The organism is Halomonas ventosae (assembly GCF_004361885.1).
Lineage (GTDB): Bacteria > Pseudomonadota > Gammaproteobacteria > Pseudomonadales > Halomonadaceae > Halomonas > Halomonas ventosae_C.
The window spans coordinates 132,329-151,257 of the sequence record NZ_SNWH01000001.1 but is presented as its reverse complement, the minus strand read 5'-3'; the positions used below and the strand labels follow the sequence as shown (position 1 = coordinate 151,257).

Sequence of the window (18,929 nt, the reverse complement as noted above, 5' to 3'; positions counted from 1 at the left end):
TGCCTTTATCCTAGCCAAGTCGTGCCCATCACGCTTGATGCATATCAATGCTGTAGGGATTGTATCTGCCGCCTTACGTCCCACCGCCTGATGTTGCCCGGCGTTGTAGACCATTCACTGCTACGACGAGCAGATTAGCACCACGCCGGCCAATCTCAGCAAACTAACGTCAAAAATGACTTTTCACAGCCTGGCGCGCAAACGATTCACCAATAAATCGTCGTGCAGCACCTCATCCTTGAGCGAGACGAGTTCGCCGACATCCCAGTTGGCGCTGAGATAGCGCCCCGTGGCCCAATCTGCGTTGCCGGAGGCCAGCCAGACAATAAAACCGGCCGCCAGCTCGGGGCTATCGGTGAGATAGGCGTGCATCTCCTCTGGCATGTTCTGCCCGAGTTCGGTGGCCACTCCGCCGGGATGGATGGCGAAGCATTTAATGCCGTCCTGACCATGATCCACGGTGACGAATTCACACAGACGGTTGATCGCGTGCTTGGATGTCTGGTAATCGGATCCCGTCGGGGACAGCATCTGCGCGCCAACCGACGACAGCAGGATCAGATGACCGCCACTTGATCCTTCGGCGGCCCACTTTTTCGCAGACTCGATAAGATGCGGGATGCAGAAACGTATGACGTGATAGGCCCCTCTTACGTTGACTTCCCAGGTGTGCCACCAGTGATCGGGGTCGGACTCACCGATCTTCGCCCAATGCGCAAGGTGGCCGGCGTTGGCATCGGCCACGTCGATGCCGCCGAATGTTTTCACGCAATCGGCAACGGCAGCTTCGACCTGCTCCGGGCGGGTGACATCGCACGTCGAGTAGGCGCACTGGGTATTCGGGTTTGCCTGTCGGATCAGCTCCCGTGTCTCCTCGAGTGCCGGCTCTGAGCGCGCGGTCAGATAGACCGCCCTTGCGCCCGCCTCGGCGAAGGCGACAGCCGTGGCCTGGCCGATTCCCCGTGATCCGCCGGTAATGAAGATCACCTTGCCCGACGCGCTATCTTTCAGCGCTGCAGCCGGATTGGTGGCCTCGTATCGGCCGTGATGTTCCGTCAGGGAAAGGAACTGGGTGTCAAGGGATGACATGTCTACCTCCTTCGGTGGTTGGGCGGATCGATGGCCGTCAGGCCCTTGATCTGCCCGTTTATAGAAGATCTCCTTTTCGACAATCAGAGGACAAGTCCTGATGCCGGCGCGGTGCCAGTGCTCACTCTTTCGCGTGCGCCCGATACTCCCCTTGCCGCTCCAGCATCCAGCCCGGATACTCCTCCGGCAGGCGGCTGACCTCATCCAGGGCGGCCAGCTCGTCATCCGACAGGCGTACTCCGGTCGCCCGGATATTGGCCTTGAGCTGGTCGGGCCGTTTGGCACCCACAATAATGCTGGTCACAGGTTTCTGGTGTAGCAGCCAGGCCAGGGCGATCTGGGCCACGCTGACCGGCTCGCCGTCGACCTGCTTGCCATCGGCAATCTCCCGCATGACCCTGATAACCTCGCTGCCCCGTTCGCGGTTGACAGGCGGGAAGTCAAACTGGGCGCGGCGGTTTTCCTCGGAAACGTCCGGCCCTTCGTATTTGCCCGACAGGTAGCCCCCTGCCAGCGGGCTCCACACCATCAGCCCGACCTTCTCGGATGCCAGCATCGGCACAATGTCCCGCTCCAGGTCGCGACCCACCAGGGTGTAGTAGGCCTGCAGGGAGGTGATCGGGCACAGATTGCGGGCCCGGGTGATGCCGATGGCTTTCATTACCTGCCAGGCGGCCCAGTTGGACAGACCCACATACCGCACATGGCCCTGCTGCACCAGGGTGTTCAGTGCCTCCAGGGTTTCCTCGATCGGTGTAGCCGGGTCAAAACCATGGATCTGGTACAGGTCGATATAGTCCGTCTGCAGGCGCGCCAGGCTCGCCTTGCATTCACTCATGATGTGGCCGCGGGAAGCACCACGGGCATTGGGGCCATCCCCCATGGGGCCAAGCACCTTGGTGGCCAGCACCACATCCTCGCGGGGAACGCCGAGGTTCTTCAGTGACTGGCCGACGATGCGTTCACTGGCACCGAAGCCATAGACGTTCGCGGTATCGATAAAGTTGATGCCCGCCTCCAGGGCGATCTTCATCAGCTCGTCGGCCTGCTCCTGCTGCAGATTGCCGATCAGGCCCCAGATCCCCTCATCGCCGCCGCCGAAGGTCATGGTCCCCAGGCAGAGCTCGGATACGAACAGGCCCGAGTCCCCCAGCGCCTTGTAGCGTAGACGGTTGTCTTCATGGAACCGCGGTAGGTTGTTAGTTGCCATATTTCGCCTCCTCGTGAAGTGAATTATATTGAAAGCGTGCTGCGAACCTCACTGTTTGACCAGCACTTGCAGCCTCTCTACCAGCGAGGTGGTGACATCATGAAGCTGTGCTCCCTCTGCGGCGTCAAAGCCGATCCGGGCCGCAAGCGCTTCGGGAATCCGCCAGGCCTGCTCCCGTAACGCAGTGCCGTGCGGGGTGAGTGCGATGATCACACGACGCTCGTCCTTACTGTCTCGCCTGCGGGTCACCAGGCCACCTTGCTCCATGCGCTTGAGCAGGGGGGTGATGGTGCCAGCATCAAGGTAGAGGCAATCGCGCAATTCGCCGACGTGGGTACGGCCGCGCTCCCATAGCACCAGCAATACCAGATATTGCGAATAGGTCAGCCCCAGCGGCGCCAGTAGCGGGCGATACAGGCGCTGCATCAGGTTGGTCGCCGCGTAGAGGGGAAAGCAGACCTGACGGTCGAGACGGAGCCACTCGCTGGCACCGTCTCTGTGCGCCCTACCCGTCATCGCGTCTTTGCACTCAGCGCAACATCGATATTGCCGCGGGTGGCATTGGAATAGGGGCAGACCTCATGGGCCTGGGCAACGATCTTCTCGGCTGCCGCCTGGTCAACGCCGGCCAGCGTGACATCAAGCGCGACGGTCAACGCAAAACCGCCGCTGCCATTCGGCTCCAGGCCGACGGTGGCGGCCACTTCGACATCACGATCCTGAAGCTTGTGCTCCTGGTTGCGAGTGACATGGATCACTGCATTGCCGAAGCAGGCAGCATAACCGGCCGCAAAAAGTTGTTCAGGATTGGTCGCGTCGCCCTGGCCACCAAGGCTGCCGGGCATCGCGAGCTTGAGGTCGAGAAGCCCGTCGGTGCTTTTTACCGTGCCGTTGCGACCGCCGATGGCGTTAACAGTGGTTGAGTAGAGTGTGCTCATGTTTTATCTCCTTGATTATATCGCATGCAACTATATCGCTAGCCATACAATTCATGCAAAGGTCAATGCTGTCGGGTGTCGAGGGTATCGCGCGACGCGGTTAGCTTATTACGGTCACGCAATGGAGCTGCTCGGATGCAGATTCCAGTTTGCCCCTCAGTTTAATCAAGCAAACAAGATCAACATGCATGGCAGCGGGCGCTCAGGAGGCGCGTGGCGGCATCGAACACGGCTGAATCTTCTTCGGTGCGCGCTGCCAGGTGGGCGCCTTCCAGGGTAGCCAGGGTGGCGTGCGCCTCATCGGTCGGATCCTGGATGGCCGCGATTGATCCGTCCCTTTGCCCCAGCTCGAACATAGCCGTGAGCCATTGCAGTACCATGACGCGAACGGCACCGACTTTGGCGATAACCGCATCGGACAGGCTCTCGCGGCAGATGGAAAAGGCAACACACAGGCACACGGTCCGGCCATCATGCAGCGCCGAGCGATACAGGGCAATCAGCGCCTCAAGGCGTGCGCCGGCGCTGGAATGGGTTGTTTCTATCCCGGCCAGGCCCTGCTGCAGGTGGGTCTGATAGCGCTCGATCAAGGCTTCGGAGAGATTCGCCTTGGTGGGAAAATGATAGTGGATGGAGGCCTTTCGAATGCCGACGGCCTCAGCCAGGTCCGCATAGCTGAAGCCGTCAAAGCCCCGTGACCGGACGCTGTGTTCGGCAAGATCCATCAGGGCGGTTCTGGTATCCCGGTTCATGGTCATTTACCTGTCTATGTGGTTCCCTCGTGCCATTGACGGGCCTGACGTCTCCCTGCGCGTTAACCGAAAGGGGCTGCCCCATGCCCAGGAATTCTCTGGCCATATCGCGAGTGCAGCCCCTGCCAAGCCTGAGCCGGGGTGCTAGAGAGACGGTGCCCCGGCAAAGCGCAGATGCCCGGTCTTCATCCAGAGCTTCGCGCCGTCGCTTCCGGCCCGCGCGGACAACGGCTGTCCTTCGGGCAGGCGCAGCCAGTCATGCCGGCCCAGCACCTCGCCGTCCACCGTGACCGTGCCGTCGATCACCAGCAGTTCGATCCCGCCGGGTGCCTCCGAGGTCAGTGTCGCCCCCGCATCCAGCTTGCTGTAGGTCACGATCTCCCGGTCGTCCTCGTGCAGCTTTGCGGTGGCAACGCCGTCCACCGGGGCACCCAGCCCGGCTTCCATGTTCTTGCTGAACTGGGTACGGTCGTCCAGGTCGAACTGCCAGAGTTTTACAAAAATCGTGCACCCCTCCTCAGAGCGCGGGATATGTGATGTGGTCGGGGGATTGCGCACATAGGTGCCGGCAGGGAAGTCGCCGTGCTCATCCTGGAATACGCCCTCCAGTACGATGAATTCCTCGCCCCCGGTATGGGTATGCGCCGAGAAATGGCTGCCGGGTGCATACCGCACGATGGTGGTGGCTCGGGCCACTTCATCCCCGATCCGGTCCAGCATGCGCCGCTCCACCCCTTTCATGGGTGACGGCTGCCATTCAAGCTGATCGGAATGCACGACAACCGGTTCGGAGAAGTTCGCATTGATCTCCATGAGATCGCCTCCCTTTATTCATGAGTTCAATTCATGTGTTGAACCTGAATGTCCCGGCTCATCCGGCAATGGACGGACGGGCTGCGACTTTTGCGCGCCAGGCCCGGAGATTGCTCAGGGACCCGGGAATATCAACCTTGGCAAAATCCGCAAACACCAGGCCGGCATAGGTAGTGATATCTGCAACCGAAAAGCTCTCGCCGGCAACAAACTCATTGTCCGCCAGAACCCTGTCCAGGTAGGCCATGGTGGCGCTGGCAACTTCTTTCTGTTTGTTACCCCATTCAGCGCATTGCCAGGTCTCCAGATCCGGGCCGAGCCCCGGGGTCGCGTGGTGGAAATAGGCACCCACGGCGTTCATCAGACCGTTTTCTGCCCGCAGATTCATCATCGCAATACAGGCGCGCTCCTTTGGGGTTGTGCCCGTGAGGGACGGGCCATCAAAGACCCCGTCGATATATTCGGTGATGGCGTTGCACTGGGCGATGCAGGTACCGTCGTCAAGCTCCAGCACGGGCACGGTGGCATCCGGGTTCTTTGCCCGGAACCCCTCGGAACGGTGTTCGGCCCCCATCACATCCACCGGGATAAATTCCACCTGATTCGTTGCGCCTTTTTCTGCCAGGGCGATGCGAACGCGCAGCGGGTTCGGGAAGCCTTCGGTATCGTAGATTTTCATTGGTTGACCTCTAGCAATGTTGAGTGAGTGCAAGAACTCACCCTACCTTCTGATAGGTAGGTTTGCAAGAGGCAGACATCCATCGAATCTGCCGGTTGAGATGCTGGGGAAACATTCCGGCCGAGGATGGAGCCAGGAAGCGGGCGAGTGATAGCTCCGCGCTGCCAATGCCGTCAAGCTCAATAACGCGCGTGGTAAAGCTTGAAACGCGCGCTACTGAGCTTGTGGCGAGATGGATGACCGAATCGAAGACTTGCAACGAAATCCGTTCGCAGATCGGTCATCGAGTTCCGCGCGGGTGGAGAGGTTGGCCTCATCCAGATTGATGCGCTACACCCTGGTTTTTGCTCTCGCTGGTATTACTGGGCGAAAATCGCCTTGTAGAACCGCATGGTGCCCTCCCAGGAACGGTTGGCGGCCTCTTTGTCATAACCCACTGGCATGCTGAACTGCTTGGCAACCTTGTCAGCGTTCGGGTTGGTGAATGAGTGCAGCACTCCGGGGAAGCTCACTAGGGTTAAGTCGACTCCAGCATCCTGCATCTCTTTTACCAGGCCTGCGACCTGATCGGAGGGGACTAGCTTATCGGCACCGCCGGTGTACACCTGGATTCTGGCTTTTACATCTCCGGGTTCAGCCGTGAGGGGGCTACCGAGAGCCCCGTGGAAGCTGACGACACCATCCATATCCACGCCCATGCGCGCCATGTTCAGCACCACGCCGCCGCCAAAGCAGTAGCCTTGTGCCGCAATGCGGGAAGCATCAACGCTCTCATGGCTCTTCAGGATATCCAGCGCCTTCATGAAACGTGCCTTGACCTGGTCCATGTCGCTGGTGGCTTCCTGCATGAACTTCTTTGCCGTCTCAGGATGCTCGGCTTGTTTGCCGGAGCCATACATGTCCAGCGCAAATGCCGTATAGCCGGCTTCAGCAAGGCGTTCCGCCTGATTCCGGGCGAAGTCATTGTGCCCCCACCATTCATGGACCACCAGTACACCCGGACGTTTCTGCCCGGATTCATCATCCCAGGCCATGTAGCCGGTGAAGTTCTTGTCGCCGACTTGATACTCGATGGTGCTGGTTTGCATTTCTGCCAGCACCTGGGTGCTTGCAACAGTGAGAGAAAGCGTTGCCGCTACCAAGGCGGTTTTCAGGGTGCTCATCATCTGTCTTGCTCCTGTTTGGTTGGGTTATGTTCTTGAGTACGGAAGGGCATCTGCCAAGGTTCACAGGACGTTTTACCGGCGAGGCAGCGCAAATTCAATCACTCGCCCGACACGCTGCTCTCGCCTTTGCTGCCAGAAAGCGCAGGATGACAGCCCTGTAACCTCTGTGGGCTATCAGCCGAACTGTCCCTGACTGCGCAGGTAGTCATCGTAGCTGCCGCTGAAGTCGGTGACACCCTGCTCGCTCATGTCCAGAATGCGAGTCGCCAGAGATGAGACGAACTCGCGGTCGTGGCTGACGAAGATCAAGGTGCCGGAGTAGTTCTCCAGGGCCAGGTTGAGCACCTCGATGGACTCCATGTCCAGGTGGTTGGTCGGCTCATCCATCAGCAGCACGTTGGGTCGGGTCAAGGCCAGCTTGCCGAACAGCATGCGGCCCTGCTCGCCACCGGAGATCACCTTGACCGACTTGCCGATGTCGTCACTGGAGAACAACATCCTGCCCAGGGCGCCGCGAACCTCCTGCTCGCCACCCTGGGTCCACTGGGCCATCCATTCGAACAGCGTAGCATCAAAGGCGAAGTCGTCGGCGTGGTCCTGGGCAAAGACCCCAAGCTTGGCACTGTCTGTCCAGCGCACGGCACCGGCATCGGGATGCAGCTCTCCACCCAGGGTCTTGAGCAGGGTCGTCTTGCCGATACCGTTGGGGCCGATGATGGCGATGCGCTCGCCAGCCTCCACGGTCATCGAGAGTCGCTCGAAGAGCGGTGACTCCTCGCCGAACCCCTTGGTGATCGCCTCGACATTGACCGCGTTGCGATGGATCTTCCTGGCTTGCTCGAAGCGGATGAAGGGGCTGACCCGGCTGGAGGGCTTGATGTCCTCGAGCTTGATCTTGTCGATCTGCCGCGCCCGGGAAGTTGCCTGCTTGGCCTTCGAGGCATTGGCCGAGAAGCGGCTGACGAACTGCTGCAGCTCGGCGATCTGCGCCTTCTTCTTGGCGTTGTCGGCGTGCTGGCGTTCGCGGACGGCGGTGGCAGCGGTCATGTAGTCGTCGTAGTTGCCGGGGAACAGCGTGATCTCGCCGTAGTCCAGGTCCGCCATGTGGGTGCAGACGCTGTTGAGGAAGTGGCGGTCGTGGGAAATGATGATCATGGTGCTGTTGCGCGCCGTGAGCATCCCCTCCAGCCAGCGGATGGTGTTGATGTCCAGATGGTTGGTGGGTTCATCGAGCAGCAACACGTCGGGGTCGGCGAACAGCGCCTGGGCGAGCAATACGCGCAACTTCCAGCCCGGGGCAATCTCGCTCATGGGGCCCGCGTGCTGGTGCAGCGGGATACCCAGCCCCAGCAGCAGCTCGCCGGCGCGGGACTCGGCAGTATAGCCGTCGAGCTCAGCGAAGCGCACCTCCAGGTCGGCCACGGCCATGCCGTCCGCCTCGCTCATCTCGGGTAAGGAGTAGATGCGCTCGCGCTCGGCCGCGACCCACCACAGCTCGGCGTTGCCCATGATCACAGTGTCGATCACCCGCTCCTCCTCGAAGGCGAACTGGTCCTGGCGCAGCTTGCCGAGCCGGGCCCCAGACTCGACCATCACCTGTCCCGAGGAGGGCTCCAGGTCACCGCCGAGGATCTTCATGAAGGTGGACTTGCCGCAGCCGTTGGCGCCGATCAGGCCGTAACGGTGACCATTGCCGAACTTGATGGAGACATTCTCGAACAGCGGCTTGGCGCCGAACTGCATGGTGATATTGGCAGTGGAAATCAATGAAGAGTCCAGTCAGTGCGTAAAGAAAAAGTACGTAAAAGAGTGCGCAAATAGAAGTAGAGAGGGGCGCAAGGTTGTACCGGTTATGGACGCCGCTCACACCTGCACCTAGAGCAGCAGCTCTCCCTCGATGGGCACGAAGCGGCTGGCGGCGCGGATCAGCGAGTCGGCCGTGAGCCGCTCAACACCGACCACCTCCACCGTCACGCCATGGCGCTCGCGCAGCCGCTCGACCAGCAGGTCGAAGTCGCCATCACCCGAGACCAGCACCACCCGGTCGACCAGTGGCCCGGCCTCCATGGCATCGAGGGCGATGCCCACGTCCCAGTCGCCCTTGGCCGAGCCGTCACGGCGCTGAATGTAGGGCTTGAGCTTCACGGTGAAACCGATGCGGCGCAGGATGGCCTGGAATTGCTGCTGGCGGGCATCTGCGCGGTCGATGGCATAGGCGTTGGCCACCACCACCTCGCGCTCGGCCGTGAAATGTGCCCAGAAGGCCTGGTAGTCGAAGTGACGGCCGAAGGCCTCGCGGGTGGTGTAGTAGACGTTCTGGACGTCGACCAGGATGGCGACGCGCTCCCGGTCCGCCTGGCGCGTCGTCGTTACCACTCCTCGCTGGTCTCGCGCAGGGCGGCGATCTCGGCCTTGGCGTCGTCGAGGCAGTCGCGCAGCTCGTCCCCCAGCGCCGCACCACTGCCCACGGCGATCAACCCTCGGGCAGCGCCGGTGGCACGCCGGGCCACAACGTCGCTTGAGTGCAGGGCCTCGAGCTTGCCGATCAGCCAGGCTAGCCAGCTGTCGGGGCGTGCAGCCAGCTCGCGCAGGCGCTGCAGCTCGGCGATGCCGGCGCCCTCGGGGCCAAGCAGTTCGCGCCAGTCATGGCGCTCCAGGTGGGCGTGCTCGGTAACCTCGCGCAGCAGCGACTGCAGCACCAGCTCGGCCAGCGCCAGGCTGCCCTCCTCTACGGCCATGCGCCGGGCCTGGGCATGCTCGTCCTCGCCGGCCGGCACATCGAGCAGCAACGTCGCCTGGTAGAGCAGCTGGTTGGTGCGCGATCTCGGCGTCACTTGCGCTTGTCCTCCACCTGCCACTGGCGGCCGTCGAAAATCGCGCGCCAGCCGGTGGCCTTGCCGCCCTCATCGGTCATCACGAACTGCTCGCGGGCCTTGCGCGAGTAGCGAATCTGCGTCGGACGGCCGCCCGGATCCTCGCTGGGGGCGTCGAGCAGGTAGCGATACTTCTCGGGTAGTTCATCGGCGTGGGCCTTGAGCTCCTTGACCAGCGGCGGGCGGGTCTCGCGGTTCTTGGGAAACTTGCTGGCCGCCAGGAACAGCCCGCTGGCACCGTCACGCAGCACATAGTGGTCATCAACCTTCTGGCAGGCCAGTTCCGGCATGTCAATCGGGTCCATCTTCGGTGGCGCCACCTCGCCGCTGCGCAGCAGCTTGCGGGTATTCTTGCACTCGGGGTTGGTGCAGCCGAAGTACTTGCCGAAACGCCCGGTCTTGAGCTGCATCTCGCTGCCGCACTTGTCGCACTCGATGGTCGGGCCGTCATAGCCCTTGATGCGAAACTTGCCGTGCTCGACCTCGTAGCCGTCGCAATCCGGGCTATTGCCGCAGATATGCAGCTTGCGGGTCTCGTCGATCAGGTAGCTGTCCATGGCGGTGCCACACTTGGGGCAGCGGTGCTTGGCGCGCAGTGCCTCGGTCTCGGCGTCCTCGCCGGCATCGGCGGCCACCGCCTCGTCGCCGGGCAGCAGGTCGATGGTAGTCTTGCAGCGCTCCTTGGGCGGCAAGTTGTAGCCCGAGCAGCCCAGGAAGACCCCCGTGGAGGCGGTGCGGATCTGCATCTTGCGTCCGCAGGTCGGGCAGTCGATGTCGGTAGGTACCGGCTGGTTGGGGCGCATGCCCTCCTCGCTCTCGGCCTCCTCGAGCTCCTTCTTGAACTTGGCATAGAAGGCATCGAGCAATGCCCGCCAGTTGCGCTCGCCCTGGGCGACTTCGTCAAGGCCATCCTCCATGCGCGCGGTGAAGGAGTAGTCCATCAGGTCGGGGAACGACTCCTTGAGCCGCTCGGTGACGATGTCGCCGAGCTTCTCGGCATAGAAGCGCCGATTCTCCAGCTTGACGTAGCCCCGGTCCTGGATGGTGGAAATGATCGAGGCATAGGTGGAGGGACGACCAATGCCGCGCTTCTCCAGCTCCTTGACCAGGCTTGCCTCGGTATAGCGGGGCGACGGCTTGGTGAAGTGCTGCTGGGGGTCGAGCGCCGCCAGGGCCATGGACGTGCCCTCGGCGAGGTCCGGCAGCGACTGATCCTCCTCCTTGCGCCCCATGGGCTTCATGACCCGGGTGTAGCCGTCGAACTTCAGCACCCGCCCCTTGGCACGCAGCTCGTAGCCGTCGACCTCGACGGTCAGCGTGCTGGAGAGGTATTCGGCGGGCGTCATCTGGCAGGCCACGAACTGGCGCCAAATCAGCTCATAAAGGCGCTCGGCGTCGCGCTCCATGCCCGCCAGATCGGTGGCGCGGCGGGCCACGTCGGAGGGACGGATCGCCTCGTGAGCCTCCTGGGCCCCCGCCTTGCTCGAGTAGCGATTGGGCGCCTCGGGCAGGTAGCGCGCACCGAACTCCGAGCCGATGAACTCGCGCACGTTGTCCACCGCATCTTTCGAGAGGTTGGTGGAGTCGGTGCGCATGTAGGTGATATAGCCGGCCTCGTAGAGGCGCTGGGCCAGGGTCATGGTCTTCTTCACCGAGAACCCCAGTCGGCCGCTGGCTGCCTGCTGTAGCGTCGAGGTGATAAAGGGCGCATTGGGCGTGGAACGCGTGGGCTTGTCTTCCCGCGCAGTGATGACCAGGCGCACTTTATTGAGCGGCGCGATGCGCTCCAGCGTCTCGGCCTCGGAGGTCGGTCGAAACGCCTTGCCGTCCTGACGGACCAGCTCGAAGCGCACACTCGCTTGGTCATCGCCGGCCCCCTCGCCTTGCGGAACCAGGTCGGCGTGGACATCCCAGAACTCCTCGGGGATGAAGGCGTGGATCTCGCGCTCGCGCTCGACGATCAGGCGGGTGGCCACCGACTGCACTCGACCAGCGGAGAGGCCGCGGGCAATCTTAGCCCACAGCAGCGGCGAGAGCATGAAGCCCACCACGCGATCAAGGAAGCGGCGTGCCTGCTGCGCCTCGACGCGCGGGATGTTCAGGCTACCGGGATCCTGGAAGGCCTCCTGAATGGCGTTCCTGGTGATCTCGTTGAACACCACGCGCCGATAGCGGGCTTCGTCGCCGCCGATGGTCTCGCGCAGGTGCCAGGCGATGGCCTCCCCCTCCCGGTCAAGGTCGGTGGCTAGATAGACCGCATCGGCCTTCTCGGCGAGCTTCTTGAGCTCGGCCACTACCTTCTCCTTGCCGGGCAGGATCTCGTAATGCGCCTTCCAGCCATGCTCGGGGTCGATGCCCATGCGTCGGATCAGCTGGTCATGGGCCTTGCGCTTGCGATGCTCGGCTTTCTGCTCGGGCGACATCTTGCGGGTCTGAGCCGCCTGGCGGGCACGCTCCTTGGGATCAGAGGCTGCCTTGCCGGAGCCGCTGGTCGGCAGGTCACGGATGTGCCCCACGCTCGACTTCACGATGAAGTCGTTGCCGAGATACTTGTTGATCGTCTTGGCCTTGGCCGGCGACTCGACGATGACCAGTGACTTGCCCATAGTGCTCCACTGTGCTGATGGTGCCAGCTCCAACGCTGACGCCAGACGGTTTCGGCCCGTTCTCGCGGACGGGTGAAAAATGAACTTACCCTACCCCAGCGGTCGCCGTCATGCCAGTCGCCGCCCCACTTCGTCCACTCACCATGATCCGCCTGGCATCGATGACCTCTTGACCCTAGCCTCCCGGGCTCGACCTCGCCAAGCGGAAAAGGCATCCCTCTTAATGAAAAGCGCCCCCGCCGAAGGGCGAGGGCTCAGAGAGTGGCAAAGCAGGGTCAGCTCTTGCGAGACTTGCGCGGTGTAGTACGACTGGCCGGCTTGCGCTTGGTCGCCCCCGTAGTGCTGGCGGTCGTCTGCTGCCCCTCCGGCGCGGTGTCACGGGCCTCTGCCTCGGTGGTCGACGACGTTTCGCTGCCCGTGCTCGGCGCCTCGTCGGGAGTGCTTTGCGCCGGCGCCTCAGCAACGGCCTCTGAGGCCGCTTCTTTCGCCGGAGACTCGGGGTGAGACTCACTGACCGATTGTTGCGCCGCGGCATCGGGGCGCTGCGCCTGAACCTCGGCGTTTTCCTCACGCGGCTCGGCCTGCTCGGAAGCCGTCGCTGGCACCCGTTCGGCGACGGCTAGCGACTCCATATGGCTTTCCATCTCACGGCGTGCCCGCTCTTCGGCCAGCGCCTGGCTTGACATCCGCGCATGAACATCGCGAAGGGCGTCCTGCTCGTCTTGGGGGGCCTGCTTGATGGCCTGGTGGAATAGCCCCTTGATACGCTCGAAACGCTCCGCGGCGCGCTCGCTCAGCTCACCACTGGCCGCCAGGACATGCTCGATATGCTCAAGGTAGACGTTGATCTGCTCTGCCGTCTGCCCACTGAGCAGGGTGGGAATCGCTGCCAGGGCCGCCTCCTGATCCTGCTGCAGGGTGAAGAACTGCTCACGCACCATGTGCTTGAAGTCGACCAGCTGGATGCCCGGTTCGAGCTCCGCGCGCGAGGCGCGCAAGCGCTTGAAGTTGCGCTCGTCGGTGGCCGGGGCACCGCCCAGCACATGGATCACCGAGCGCATGACTGCTTCATGGCTGCCGCCCTCGGTGATCGCGCGTTGGATCTCCTCACGGCGACGTTCAATGAAGCGACGGTGTTCGGGTTCGGCCCCCGGGCGACGACGATGCACATGGGCGTCACCGCCCAGGCCGACCATGGCCTGCAGCACCGGCTGGCCATATAAGTCGAGGAACAAGCGCTCGCTGCTGCTGTCACGCAGGTCGCGCCAGGCATTCAGGCCGCGGGTAACCTGGTCGGACAGGACGCCCTCCACCGCACGGAAGACGTTGTCCTCATGTACCGGGTGGCGATCGGCGCGCACCTTGTCGGCCAGCACTGGTACCGCGGTCATCAAGGGGTTGCGATCGGAGAGCAGGCGATAGCCCATGCGGTTGGGGTGCATGCGACGCATCCACCTAGCCGACTCGGGCGTGGCCAGGGCCTGAATCCAGGGCTGCATGAACAGGCGATAAAATCCCAGATTGATCTCTGAGATCCGCGCCACCGTAGCGAAACGGGTGTCGTCCTCGGGGCGGTGCTGGACCTCCTGATCGAGCTCCTCGACGGTCCGCGGCGTGAACTCCAGCAGGTAGTCACGCTCGATCAGCTCAGCATCCTCGCGCTCCTTGGCACTCGAGATGGTGGTCTCGTAGAGCCCCGGCGGCAGCACATCGATATAGTCCATGTTGGCAGTGAACTCGGTATGCTCCTTGCGCGAGACGCTGCCGGACACGAAGATGCCCAGGTGGCCGGTGGTATCGTGAACGCAGTAGACGATGGTCTGCTCGTTGGCGATCACATCCTCGACCCCCTCGTAGAGATCGCGTACCCAGCCCAGCGCCTGGGGCGGCGGGGTGATGTCGTCCCCCTTCGAACAGAACACCACCACCGGCGAGCGCACGTTGCGCAGGTCGATGCGGCGACCGTCGGAGGTCACCAGCTGAGCGGTGGAGAGACGATTGCCGACGAAGAGGTTATCGACGATATACTGGATCTCCTCGCCGCCCAGCACCACATGACCGCCCCACCAGCGTTCGAACTCCAGATAGCGCTCGGCCTCGGTGTCAACCTGGGCGTAGAGCCGGTACTGCTTGCTCCACCAGGTGTTCGCCGGATTGAGCCGCTCGAAGTTCTGCACCAGCCAGGCGCCGTCGAAGAGTCCGGCCCCCAGGTCGCTGAGCAGTGAGGTCATCCAGCTGCCGCCGGTCAATCCGCCGGTGTAGCGCATCGGCGCCTTGCCACGCTCACCGGCCCAGTACGAAAGCGGCGCACCGGCGATCAGAATCGGACCGAAGAGCTCAGGCTCGAGGGCCGCGGCCATCATGATCTGCCAGCCGGCCTGGCAGTTGCCGACCACCATGGGCTTCTCGGAGGTTTCGGGATGGCGCTCGATGACGCGGCGCAGGAAGGCCACCTCGGCCTCGACCACATCCTCGACGGTCTGGCCCTTCACCGGATAGGGCAAAAAGCCGATGAAGTAGCAGGGATGCCCCGCCCTCAGGGCCACACCAATCTCGCTGTCGGGCTTGAAGCCGCCGATGCCCGGGCCGTGGCCGGCCCGCGGGTCCACCACCACGAAGGGGCGCATCTGCAGGTCGGTCTCCACGCCCTCGGGGGGGAGGATGCGTAGCAGTTCGTAATTCACCGGGCGGGGCAGACCCCGTCCGTCCATCAGCACCTCGGCATCGAAGCCCAGCACATTGGGCTTGGTCTTTTCGATATGCTCGAGGTATTGGTTGCCGCGCTGACGCATGACATCCATGAAGAGCACGCTGCGCTCCAGAGAATCGCGCCAGTAGTCATAGGCGGCACGTCCGAAACCGAACGGATCCACAAGGGGCAGCATACTGGGTGGGGGAGTCGGTATCAGGGCATTCATATTGTTAAGCTCCAGGATTGCTCACTGACGGTATTGGGCCGGCAGCGATGCATGAAATCGGGCTTTGCTGCAATGCAATATAGCGCATGACGCGCCGCACTGCGAGCACCGGATTTTCTTGGTCGTGAACGGCATATGGCGCATGAACGCCACCGAGCGCCTTGAGCTGCCCAGCGTCATGCGCGGCGCTATGCCGCCACGGGAAATCTCAGGCCATGACCCTGAGCCCGGCTGTCCAGGACAACGAATGGTGTGATATTTTATCACTTTGCGATCTAGCTATCATTCGACGTGCCAGGCTGCCTGGAACCACCCTGCGGCGCACTCGCGGAAATCCCGCGGCCGTGCCCCCATGGCGTCGACAGCCGGCCAGCAGAGAGGCTCTCAGCCATGAGCGACACTTCCTCCCCACGCATATCCAGCGGCGAGAAGTACCGTAACGATCACGGCACCGCTGCCATCAAAGATGGCATGAAGTCACGGCGTCAGATCGAGGATGGCGCCGCCGACGGCCGCAAGCCGAAATGGCTGCGCGCGCAGATCCCCGGCGGCGAACGCTTCGAGGCGGTCAAGCGAAACGTGGCGACCCATCGCCTCAGCACCGTCTGTGCGGAGTCACACTGCCCCAATCAGGGCGAGTGCTGGAGCAACGGCACCGCGACCATCATGCTGATGGGCGCGGTTTGCACGCGCGCCTGCCGCTTCTGTGCGGTGGATACCGGCAATCCCCGGGGCTGGCTGGACACGGAGGAGCCGGAAAATACCGCGCGTTCGGTCGAACTGATGGGGCTGCGCTACATCGTGCTGACCTCCGTGGACCGCGACGACCTTGCCGATGGCGGCGCATCACATTACGCCGACTGCATCCGCGCCATCAAGGCCCGCACACCGGAGGTGGTCGTCGAGGCGCTGACACCGGATTTCGATGCCGTGCCGGCGTCGATCGAGCGGGTCGTCGATTCGGGGCTCGAGGTCTTTGCGCAGAACGTCGAGACCGTTGAGCGGCTCACCTCGCGGATTCGCGATCCGCGTGCCGGCTATCGCAAGACCCTGGACGTGCTGGCCCATGCCAAGCGACACCGGCCTCAGGTGATCACCAAGACCAGCCTGATGCTGGGCCTGGGCGAGACCGAGGAGGAGATTCTCTCGACCTTCGACGACCTGCGGGCCATCGGCGTCGACATCGTGACTCTCGGTCAGTATCTGCGCCCCACGCGTAACCACCTCCCGGTGGAGCGCTGGGTCACCCCGGAGGAGTTCGAGCGCTATCGCCTACGGGGGCTGGATAAGGGCTTCATGGAGGTGCCATCAGGCCCCTTGGTGCGCTCCAGCTATCGGGCCGACCGGGTGTTCGAGAAGAACAACCTGGGCCTGGCCACCCCCGCCGAGATCCCTGGTCAACCGGCCGACACCAACCGCATCGATGCGGTGAATGTGGGCTAACGCCAAGGCCCAATGCCAAGCGCCGAAGAATGATGTCATGGCCAATGGTGACATCAATCGAGTAGGAGGGGGAGTCGCCCCGGCGGGGCTTCTCGTTTGCTACCTCAGCACCTGCAGTCCCTCACAGGTCAGCTTGACGGCTCGGCGCGTGGCTGTTTGGTGCTTTCAACTCCCTCCCCAGTTCCTGCGCCAGGCACTGCGCCAAGCGCTCCCCCACTGCCTCGACACGGGGACAGTCATCGCTAAGGTCGGCCAGGCACGTCATCGCCATGCCGGCATAGCCGCAGGGGTTGATGCGCAGGAACGGAGAAAGGTCGCCATCGACGTTGAGGGCCACCCCATGGAAGCTGGCGCCGCGCCGAATCCGCAGTCCCAGCGAGGCAATCTTGGCCTCCCCCACATAGACACCAGGGGCGTCGGGGCGTGCGTGGGCCGCTACCCCATGCTCGGCCAGCAGGGCGATCACAGCGTTCTCCAGGGCATTGACCAGATCGCGCACGCCCAGCCGCGAGCGGCGCACGTCGAGCAGCGGGTAAAGCACCACCTGACCAGGCCCATGGTAGGTCACCTGTCCGCCGCGGTCGGTGGCGACGACCGGAATGTCGCCAGGCATCAGCAGATGCTCGGGCTTACCCGCCTTTCCCTGGGTGAACACCGGGTCATGTTCGACCAGCCAGAACTGGTCAGGGGTCGTCGCATCACGACCATCGGTGAGCTCCCGCATGGCCTGCCAGACCGGCGTGTAGGATCGACGTCCCAGCCGATGCAAAACGATCGGCGATAGCCCAACGTGGCTTGCCATCAGATGACCATATGCACGCGGCCGGTGGCCTTGAGCTCGACGAAAAGCGCCTTGAGCTGCGACTCCCCGGTGGCGCGAATGCTCAAACGCACCGACTGGAAGCGGCCATGGCGGCTGGGCACCACCTCGATGGCCCTTGCGTCGAAGGCCGGGTCATGGCGAATGACGACCTGGCAGACGCTGGCGGCGAAGTCCTCGGCGGCGTCACCGACGACCTTGATCGGGTAGTCGCAGGGAAAGGTGATCTTCGGGAGCCTGCCGCCTGCCAGACGACGGGGCTTGCGAAGATCACGCAGGGTATTGTCGTTCATGGGGCCTTCCGGCGAATCATGTATATCCAGGTATTTTACGCAACCAAGCGCGAAGAGACCAACGCCCGCCGAAGACCCTAGTCGAACCAGCCGCCGATCAGGTTGGTGAAGAAGCGCTGTATCTGGTCGAAAAAGCGCTTGAACAGCCCGCCCTCCTCGATGCTCTCGAGGGCCACCAGAGGTTGCTCGCCGACGACCTTGTCGCCCTGGCGCACCTCCATGGTGCCCACCCGATCGCCGGCCGTGATGGGGGCGCTGAGATCGGCCTGGATATCGAGCTTGGCGGTGAGTTCCTCGCTGCGCGCGCGGGGCACGGTCATCACCACCTTGCGATCGACCCCGACGCGCAGCTGGTTCTTATCGCCACCCCACACCCGGGGCGTATTGAGCACAGCACCGGCGTCGTAGAGCTTAAGGGTCTCGTAGTAGCGAAAGCCGTAACTGAGCAGCTTCTGGGTCTCCTGGGCGCGAGCCTCCTCGGAGGCGGTGCCCATCACCACCGAGATCAAGCGCATGTCATTGCGCTTGGCCGAGGCCACCAGGCAGTAGCCAGCAGCCTCGGTCCAGCCGGTCTTCAGGCCATCCACACTGCTGTCACGCCATAACAACCGATTGCGGTTGGGCTGCTCGATGCCGCCATAACTGAAGTGCTTGGTGGCATACATCGCGTAGTGTTCCGGGTAGTCGTTGATGATGTGCTTGGAGAGCAGGGCCAGGTCGCGCGCGGAGGAGTAGTGGTCGTCATCGGGCAGCCCGGTGGCATTGACGAAATGGGTGTTGTTCATGCCCAAGCGGCTGGCGTGCTGATTCATCAGGTCGGCGAAGGGGCGTTCGCCACCGGCCAGATATTCGGCCATGGCCACGCTGGCATCATTACCCGAGACGATGATGATGCCGTGCAGCAGCTCGGACACAGGCACCTGGGTGTCGACCTCGATAAACATCTTGGAGCCACCGGTGCGCCAGGCCTTCTCGCTGATCGGCACCAGGTCGTCCGGGGCGATGTTGCCACGATCGAGTTCACGCTCTACGAGGTAGGCGGTCATCAGCTTGGTCAAGCTGGCCGGCGGCAGACGCTCGTCGGCCTTGTGCTCGGCCAGCACCCGGCCGCTGTCGGCATCCATCAGGATCCAAGAGCTGGCCGCCAGTTGTGGCGGCGAGGGAATCATGGCCTGTGGCGCCCGAGCCGTCTGCGCCGAGGCCTGGGTCACAACCAGCAGCAGGCCGACCAGCAGCAGCAGCAGCGGCAACAGGCGGCGGCAGGAGAAGAAAAACGTGAATCTCATGGCATGGGTTCTCATCAAGGGCATTGCGGTCGGGTTGGAAAAG

At 63.0% G+C, this 18,929-nt stretch carries 17 protein-coding genes; 1 reads left to right on the top strand and 16 read right to left on the bottom strand.

Annotated features, from left to right (window positions below):
• Nucleotides 1–183 precede the first annotated feature (183 nt).
• The 13 genes from DFO68_RS00685 to DFO68_RS00625 form a co-directional block, all read right to left on the bottom strand.
• Entirely contained in the window at nt 184–1,089 is a 906-nt protein-coding gene (locus DFO68_RS00685) for an SDR family NAD(P)-dependent oxidoreductase (RefSeq protein ID WP_133481069.1), read from the bottom strand.
• Nucleotides 1,090–1,210: 121 nt separating this feature from the next.
• Nucleotides 1,211–2,299 carry an aldo/keto reductase gene (locus tag DFO68_RS00680; protein WP_133481067.1) on the bottom strand — a complete coding sequence of 363 codons (1,089 nt, stop codon included), beginning with the start codon at nt 2,297–2,299 and terminating at the stop codon, nt 1,211–1,213.
• Nucleotides 2,300–2,347: 48 nt separating this feature from the next.
• Nucleotides 2,348–2,815 carry a MarR family winged helix-turn-helix transcriptional regulator gene (locus DFO68_RS00675; RefSeq protein WP_133481065.1) on the bottom strand — a complete coding sequence of 156 codons (468 nt, stop codon included), beginning with the start codon at nt 2,813–2,815 and terminating at the stop codon, nt 2,348–2,350.
• Nucleotides 2,812–3,237: an organic hydroperoxide resistance protein gene (locus DFO68_RS00670; protein ID WP_133481063.1), complete on the bottom strand. Its 426-nt coding sequence runs from the start codon at nt 3,235–3,237 to the stop codon at nt 2,812–2,814. Before DFO68_RS00670 ends, DFO68_RS00675 begins: the two co-directional genes overlap by 4 nt.
• A gap of 179 nt (nt 3,238–3,416) precedes the next feature.
• Complete coding sequence (locus DFO68_RS00665; protein ID WP_133481061.1) at nt 3,417–3,989, bottom strand: TetR/AcrR family transcriptional regulator; 573 nt, start codon at nt 3,987–3,989, stop codon at nt 3,417–3,419.
• Between the two features lie 144 nt (nt 3,990–4,133).
• Nucleotides 4,134–4,802 carry a cupin domain-containing protein gene (locus DFO68_RS00660; RefSeq protein ID WP_133481059.1) on the bottom strand — a complete coding sequence of 223 codons (669 nt, stop codon included), beginning with the start codon at nt 4,800–4,802 and terminating at the stop codon, nt 4,134–4,136.
• 58 nt (nt 4,803–4,860) lie between these two features.
• Complete coding sequence (locus DFO68_RS00655; RefSeq protein WP_133481057.1) at nt 4,861–5,481, bottom strand: glutathione S-transferase family protein; 621 nt, start codon at nt 5,479–5,481, stop codon at nt 4,861–4,863.
• Nucleotides 5,482–5,840: 359 nt separating this feature from the next.
• Nucleotides 5,841–6,647 carry a dienelactone hydrolase family protein gene (locus DFO68_RS00650; protein WP_133481055.1) on the bottom strand — a complete coding sequence of 269 codons (807 nt, stop codon included), beginning with the start codon at nt 6,645–6,647 and terminating at the stop codon, nt 5,841–5,843.
• A gap of 174 nt (nt 6,648–6,821) precedes the next feature.
• Nucleotides 6,822–8,414 carry an ABC-F family ATPase gene (locus DFO68_RS00645; RefSeq protein ID WP_133481053.1) on the bottom strand — a complete coding sequence of 531 codons (1,593 nt, stop codon included), beginning with the start codon at nt 8,412–8,414 and terminating at the stop codon, nt 6,822–6,824.
• A 108-nt stretch (nt 8,415–8,522) separates the two neighbouring features.
• Nucleotides 8,523–9,023 (bottom strand): NYN domain-containing protein, encoded by a 501-nt coding sequence (locus DFO68_RS00640; protein ID WP_133481051.1) that lies wholly within the window; start codon nt 9,021–9,023, stop codon nt 8,523–8,525.
• The gene (locus DFO68_RS00635) at nt 9,017–9,481 is read right to left on the bottom strand and encodes a DUF6586 family protein (protein WP_133481049.1); all 465 of its coding nucleotides are present in this window, start codon (nt 9,479–9,481) and stop codon (nt 9,017–9,019) included. The genes DFO68_RS00640 and DFO68_RS00635 overlap by 7 nt, the downstream gene beginning before the upstream one ends.
• Nucleotides 9,478–12,126, bottom strand: coding sequence for a type I DNA topoisomerase (gene topA, locus DFO68_RS00630; protein WP_133481047.1), 2,649 nt, complete (start codon nt 12,124–12,126; stop codon nt 9,478–9,480). Before topA ends, DFO68_RS00635 begins: the two co-directional genes overlap by 4 nt.
• A gap of 275 nt (nt 12,127–12,401) precedes the next feature.
• Nucleotides 12,402–15,044, bottom strand: a complete 2,643-nt coding sequence (locus DFO68_RS00625) for a DUF3141 domain-containing protein (RefSeq protein ID WP_133481045.1) — start codon at nt 15,042–15,044, stop codon at nt 12,402–12,404.
• A gap of 390 nt (nt 15,045–15,434) precedes the next feature.
• Between DFO68_RS00625 and lipA the strand changes: the two genes are divergently transcribed.
• Nucleotides 15,435–16,487, top strand: a complete 1,053-nt coding sequence (lipA, locus tag DFO68_RS00620; RefSeq protein ID WP_133481043.1) for a lipoyl synthase — start codon at nt 15,435–15,437, stop codon at nt 16,485–16,487.
• A gap of 121 nt (nt 16,488–16,608) precedes the next feature.
• Here lipA and lipB read toward each other — a convergent pair whose 3' ends face one another.
• The 3 genes from lipB to DFO68_RS00605 form a co-directional block, all read right to left on the bottom strand.
• Complete coding sequence (lipB, locus tag DFO68_RS00615) at nt 16,609–17,289, bottom strand: lipoyl(octanoyl) transferase LipB (RefSeq protein ID WP_133481041.1); 681 nt, start codon at nt 17,287–17,289, stop codon at nt 16,609–16,611.
• Nucleotides 17,289–17,600, bottom strand: coding sequence for an HP0495 family protein (locus DFO68_RS00610; RefSeq protein ID WP_133481039.1), 312 nt, complete (start codon nt 17,598–17,600; stop codon nt 17,289–17,291). The genes lipB and DFO68_RS00610 overlap by 1 nt, the downstream gene beginning before the upstream one ends.
• Before the next feature lie 77 nt (nt 17,601–17,677).
• Nucleotides 17,678–18,886: a D-alanyl-D-alanine carboxypeptidase family protein gene (locus tag DFO68_RS00605; RefSeq protein WP_133481037.1), complete on the bottom strand. Its 1,209-nt coding sequence runs from the start codon at nt 18,884–18,886 to the stop codon at nt 17,678–17,680.
• Nucleotides 18,887–18,929 lie beyond the last annotated feature (43 nt).

Coding starts and splice junctions, on each gene's coding strand:
- DFO68_RS00625 (WP_133481045.1), bottom strand. CDS start 15,044: ATGAATGCCCTGATACCGACTCCCCCACCCAGTATGCTGCCCCTTGTG.
- DFO68_RS00670 (WP_133481063.1), bottom strand. CDS start 3,237: ATGAGCACACTCTACTCAACCACTGTTAACGCCATCGGCGGTCGCAAC.
- DFO68_RS00655 (WP_133481057.1), bottom strand. CDS start 5,481: ATGAAAATCTACGATACCGAAGGCTTCCCGAACCCGCTGCGCGTTCGC.
- DFO68_RS00660 (WP_133481059.1), bottom strand. CDS start 4,802: ATGGAGATCAATGCGAACTTCTCCGAACCGGTTGTCGTGCATTCCGAT.
- DFO68_RS00605 (WP_133481037.1), bottom strand. CDS start 18,886: ATGAGATTCACGTTTTTCTTCTCCTGCCGCCGCCTGTTGCCGCTGCTG.
- DFO68_RS00685 (WP_133481069.1), bottom strand. CDS start 1,089: ATGTCATCCCTTGACACCCAGTTCCTTTCCCTGACGGAACATCACGGC.
- DFO68_RS00650 (WP_133481055.1), bottom strand. CDS start 6,647: ATGATGAGCACCCTGAAAACCGCCTTGGTAGCGGCAACGCTTTCTCTC.
- DFO68_RS00665 (WP_133481061.1), bottom strand. CDS start 3,989: ATGAACCGGGATACCAGAACCGCCCTGATGGATCTTGCCGAACACAGC.
- topA (WP_133481047.1), bottom strand. CDS start 12,126: ATGGGCAAGTCACTGGTCATCGTCGAGTCGCCGGCCAAGGCCAAGACG.
- DFO68_RS00675 (WP_133481065.1), bottom strand. CDS start 2,815: ATGACGGGTAGGGCGCACAGAGACGGTGCCAGCGAGTGGCTCCGTCTC.
- lipA (WP_133481043.1), top strand. CDS start 15,435: ATGAGCGACACTTCCTCCCCACGCATATCCAGCGGCGAGAAGTACCGT.
- lipB (WP_133481041.1), bottom strand. CDS start 17,289: ATGGCAAGCCACGTTGGGCTATCGCCGATCGTTTTGCATCGGCTGGGA.
- DFO68_RS00610 (WP_133481039.1), bottom strand. CDS start 17,600: ATGAACGACAATACCCTGCGTGATCTTCGCAAGCCCCGTCGTCTGGCA.
- DFO68_RS00680 (WP_133481067.1), bottom strand. CDS start 2,299: ATGGCAACTAACAACCTACCGCGGTTCCATGAAGACAACCGTCTACGC.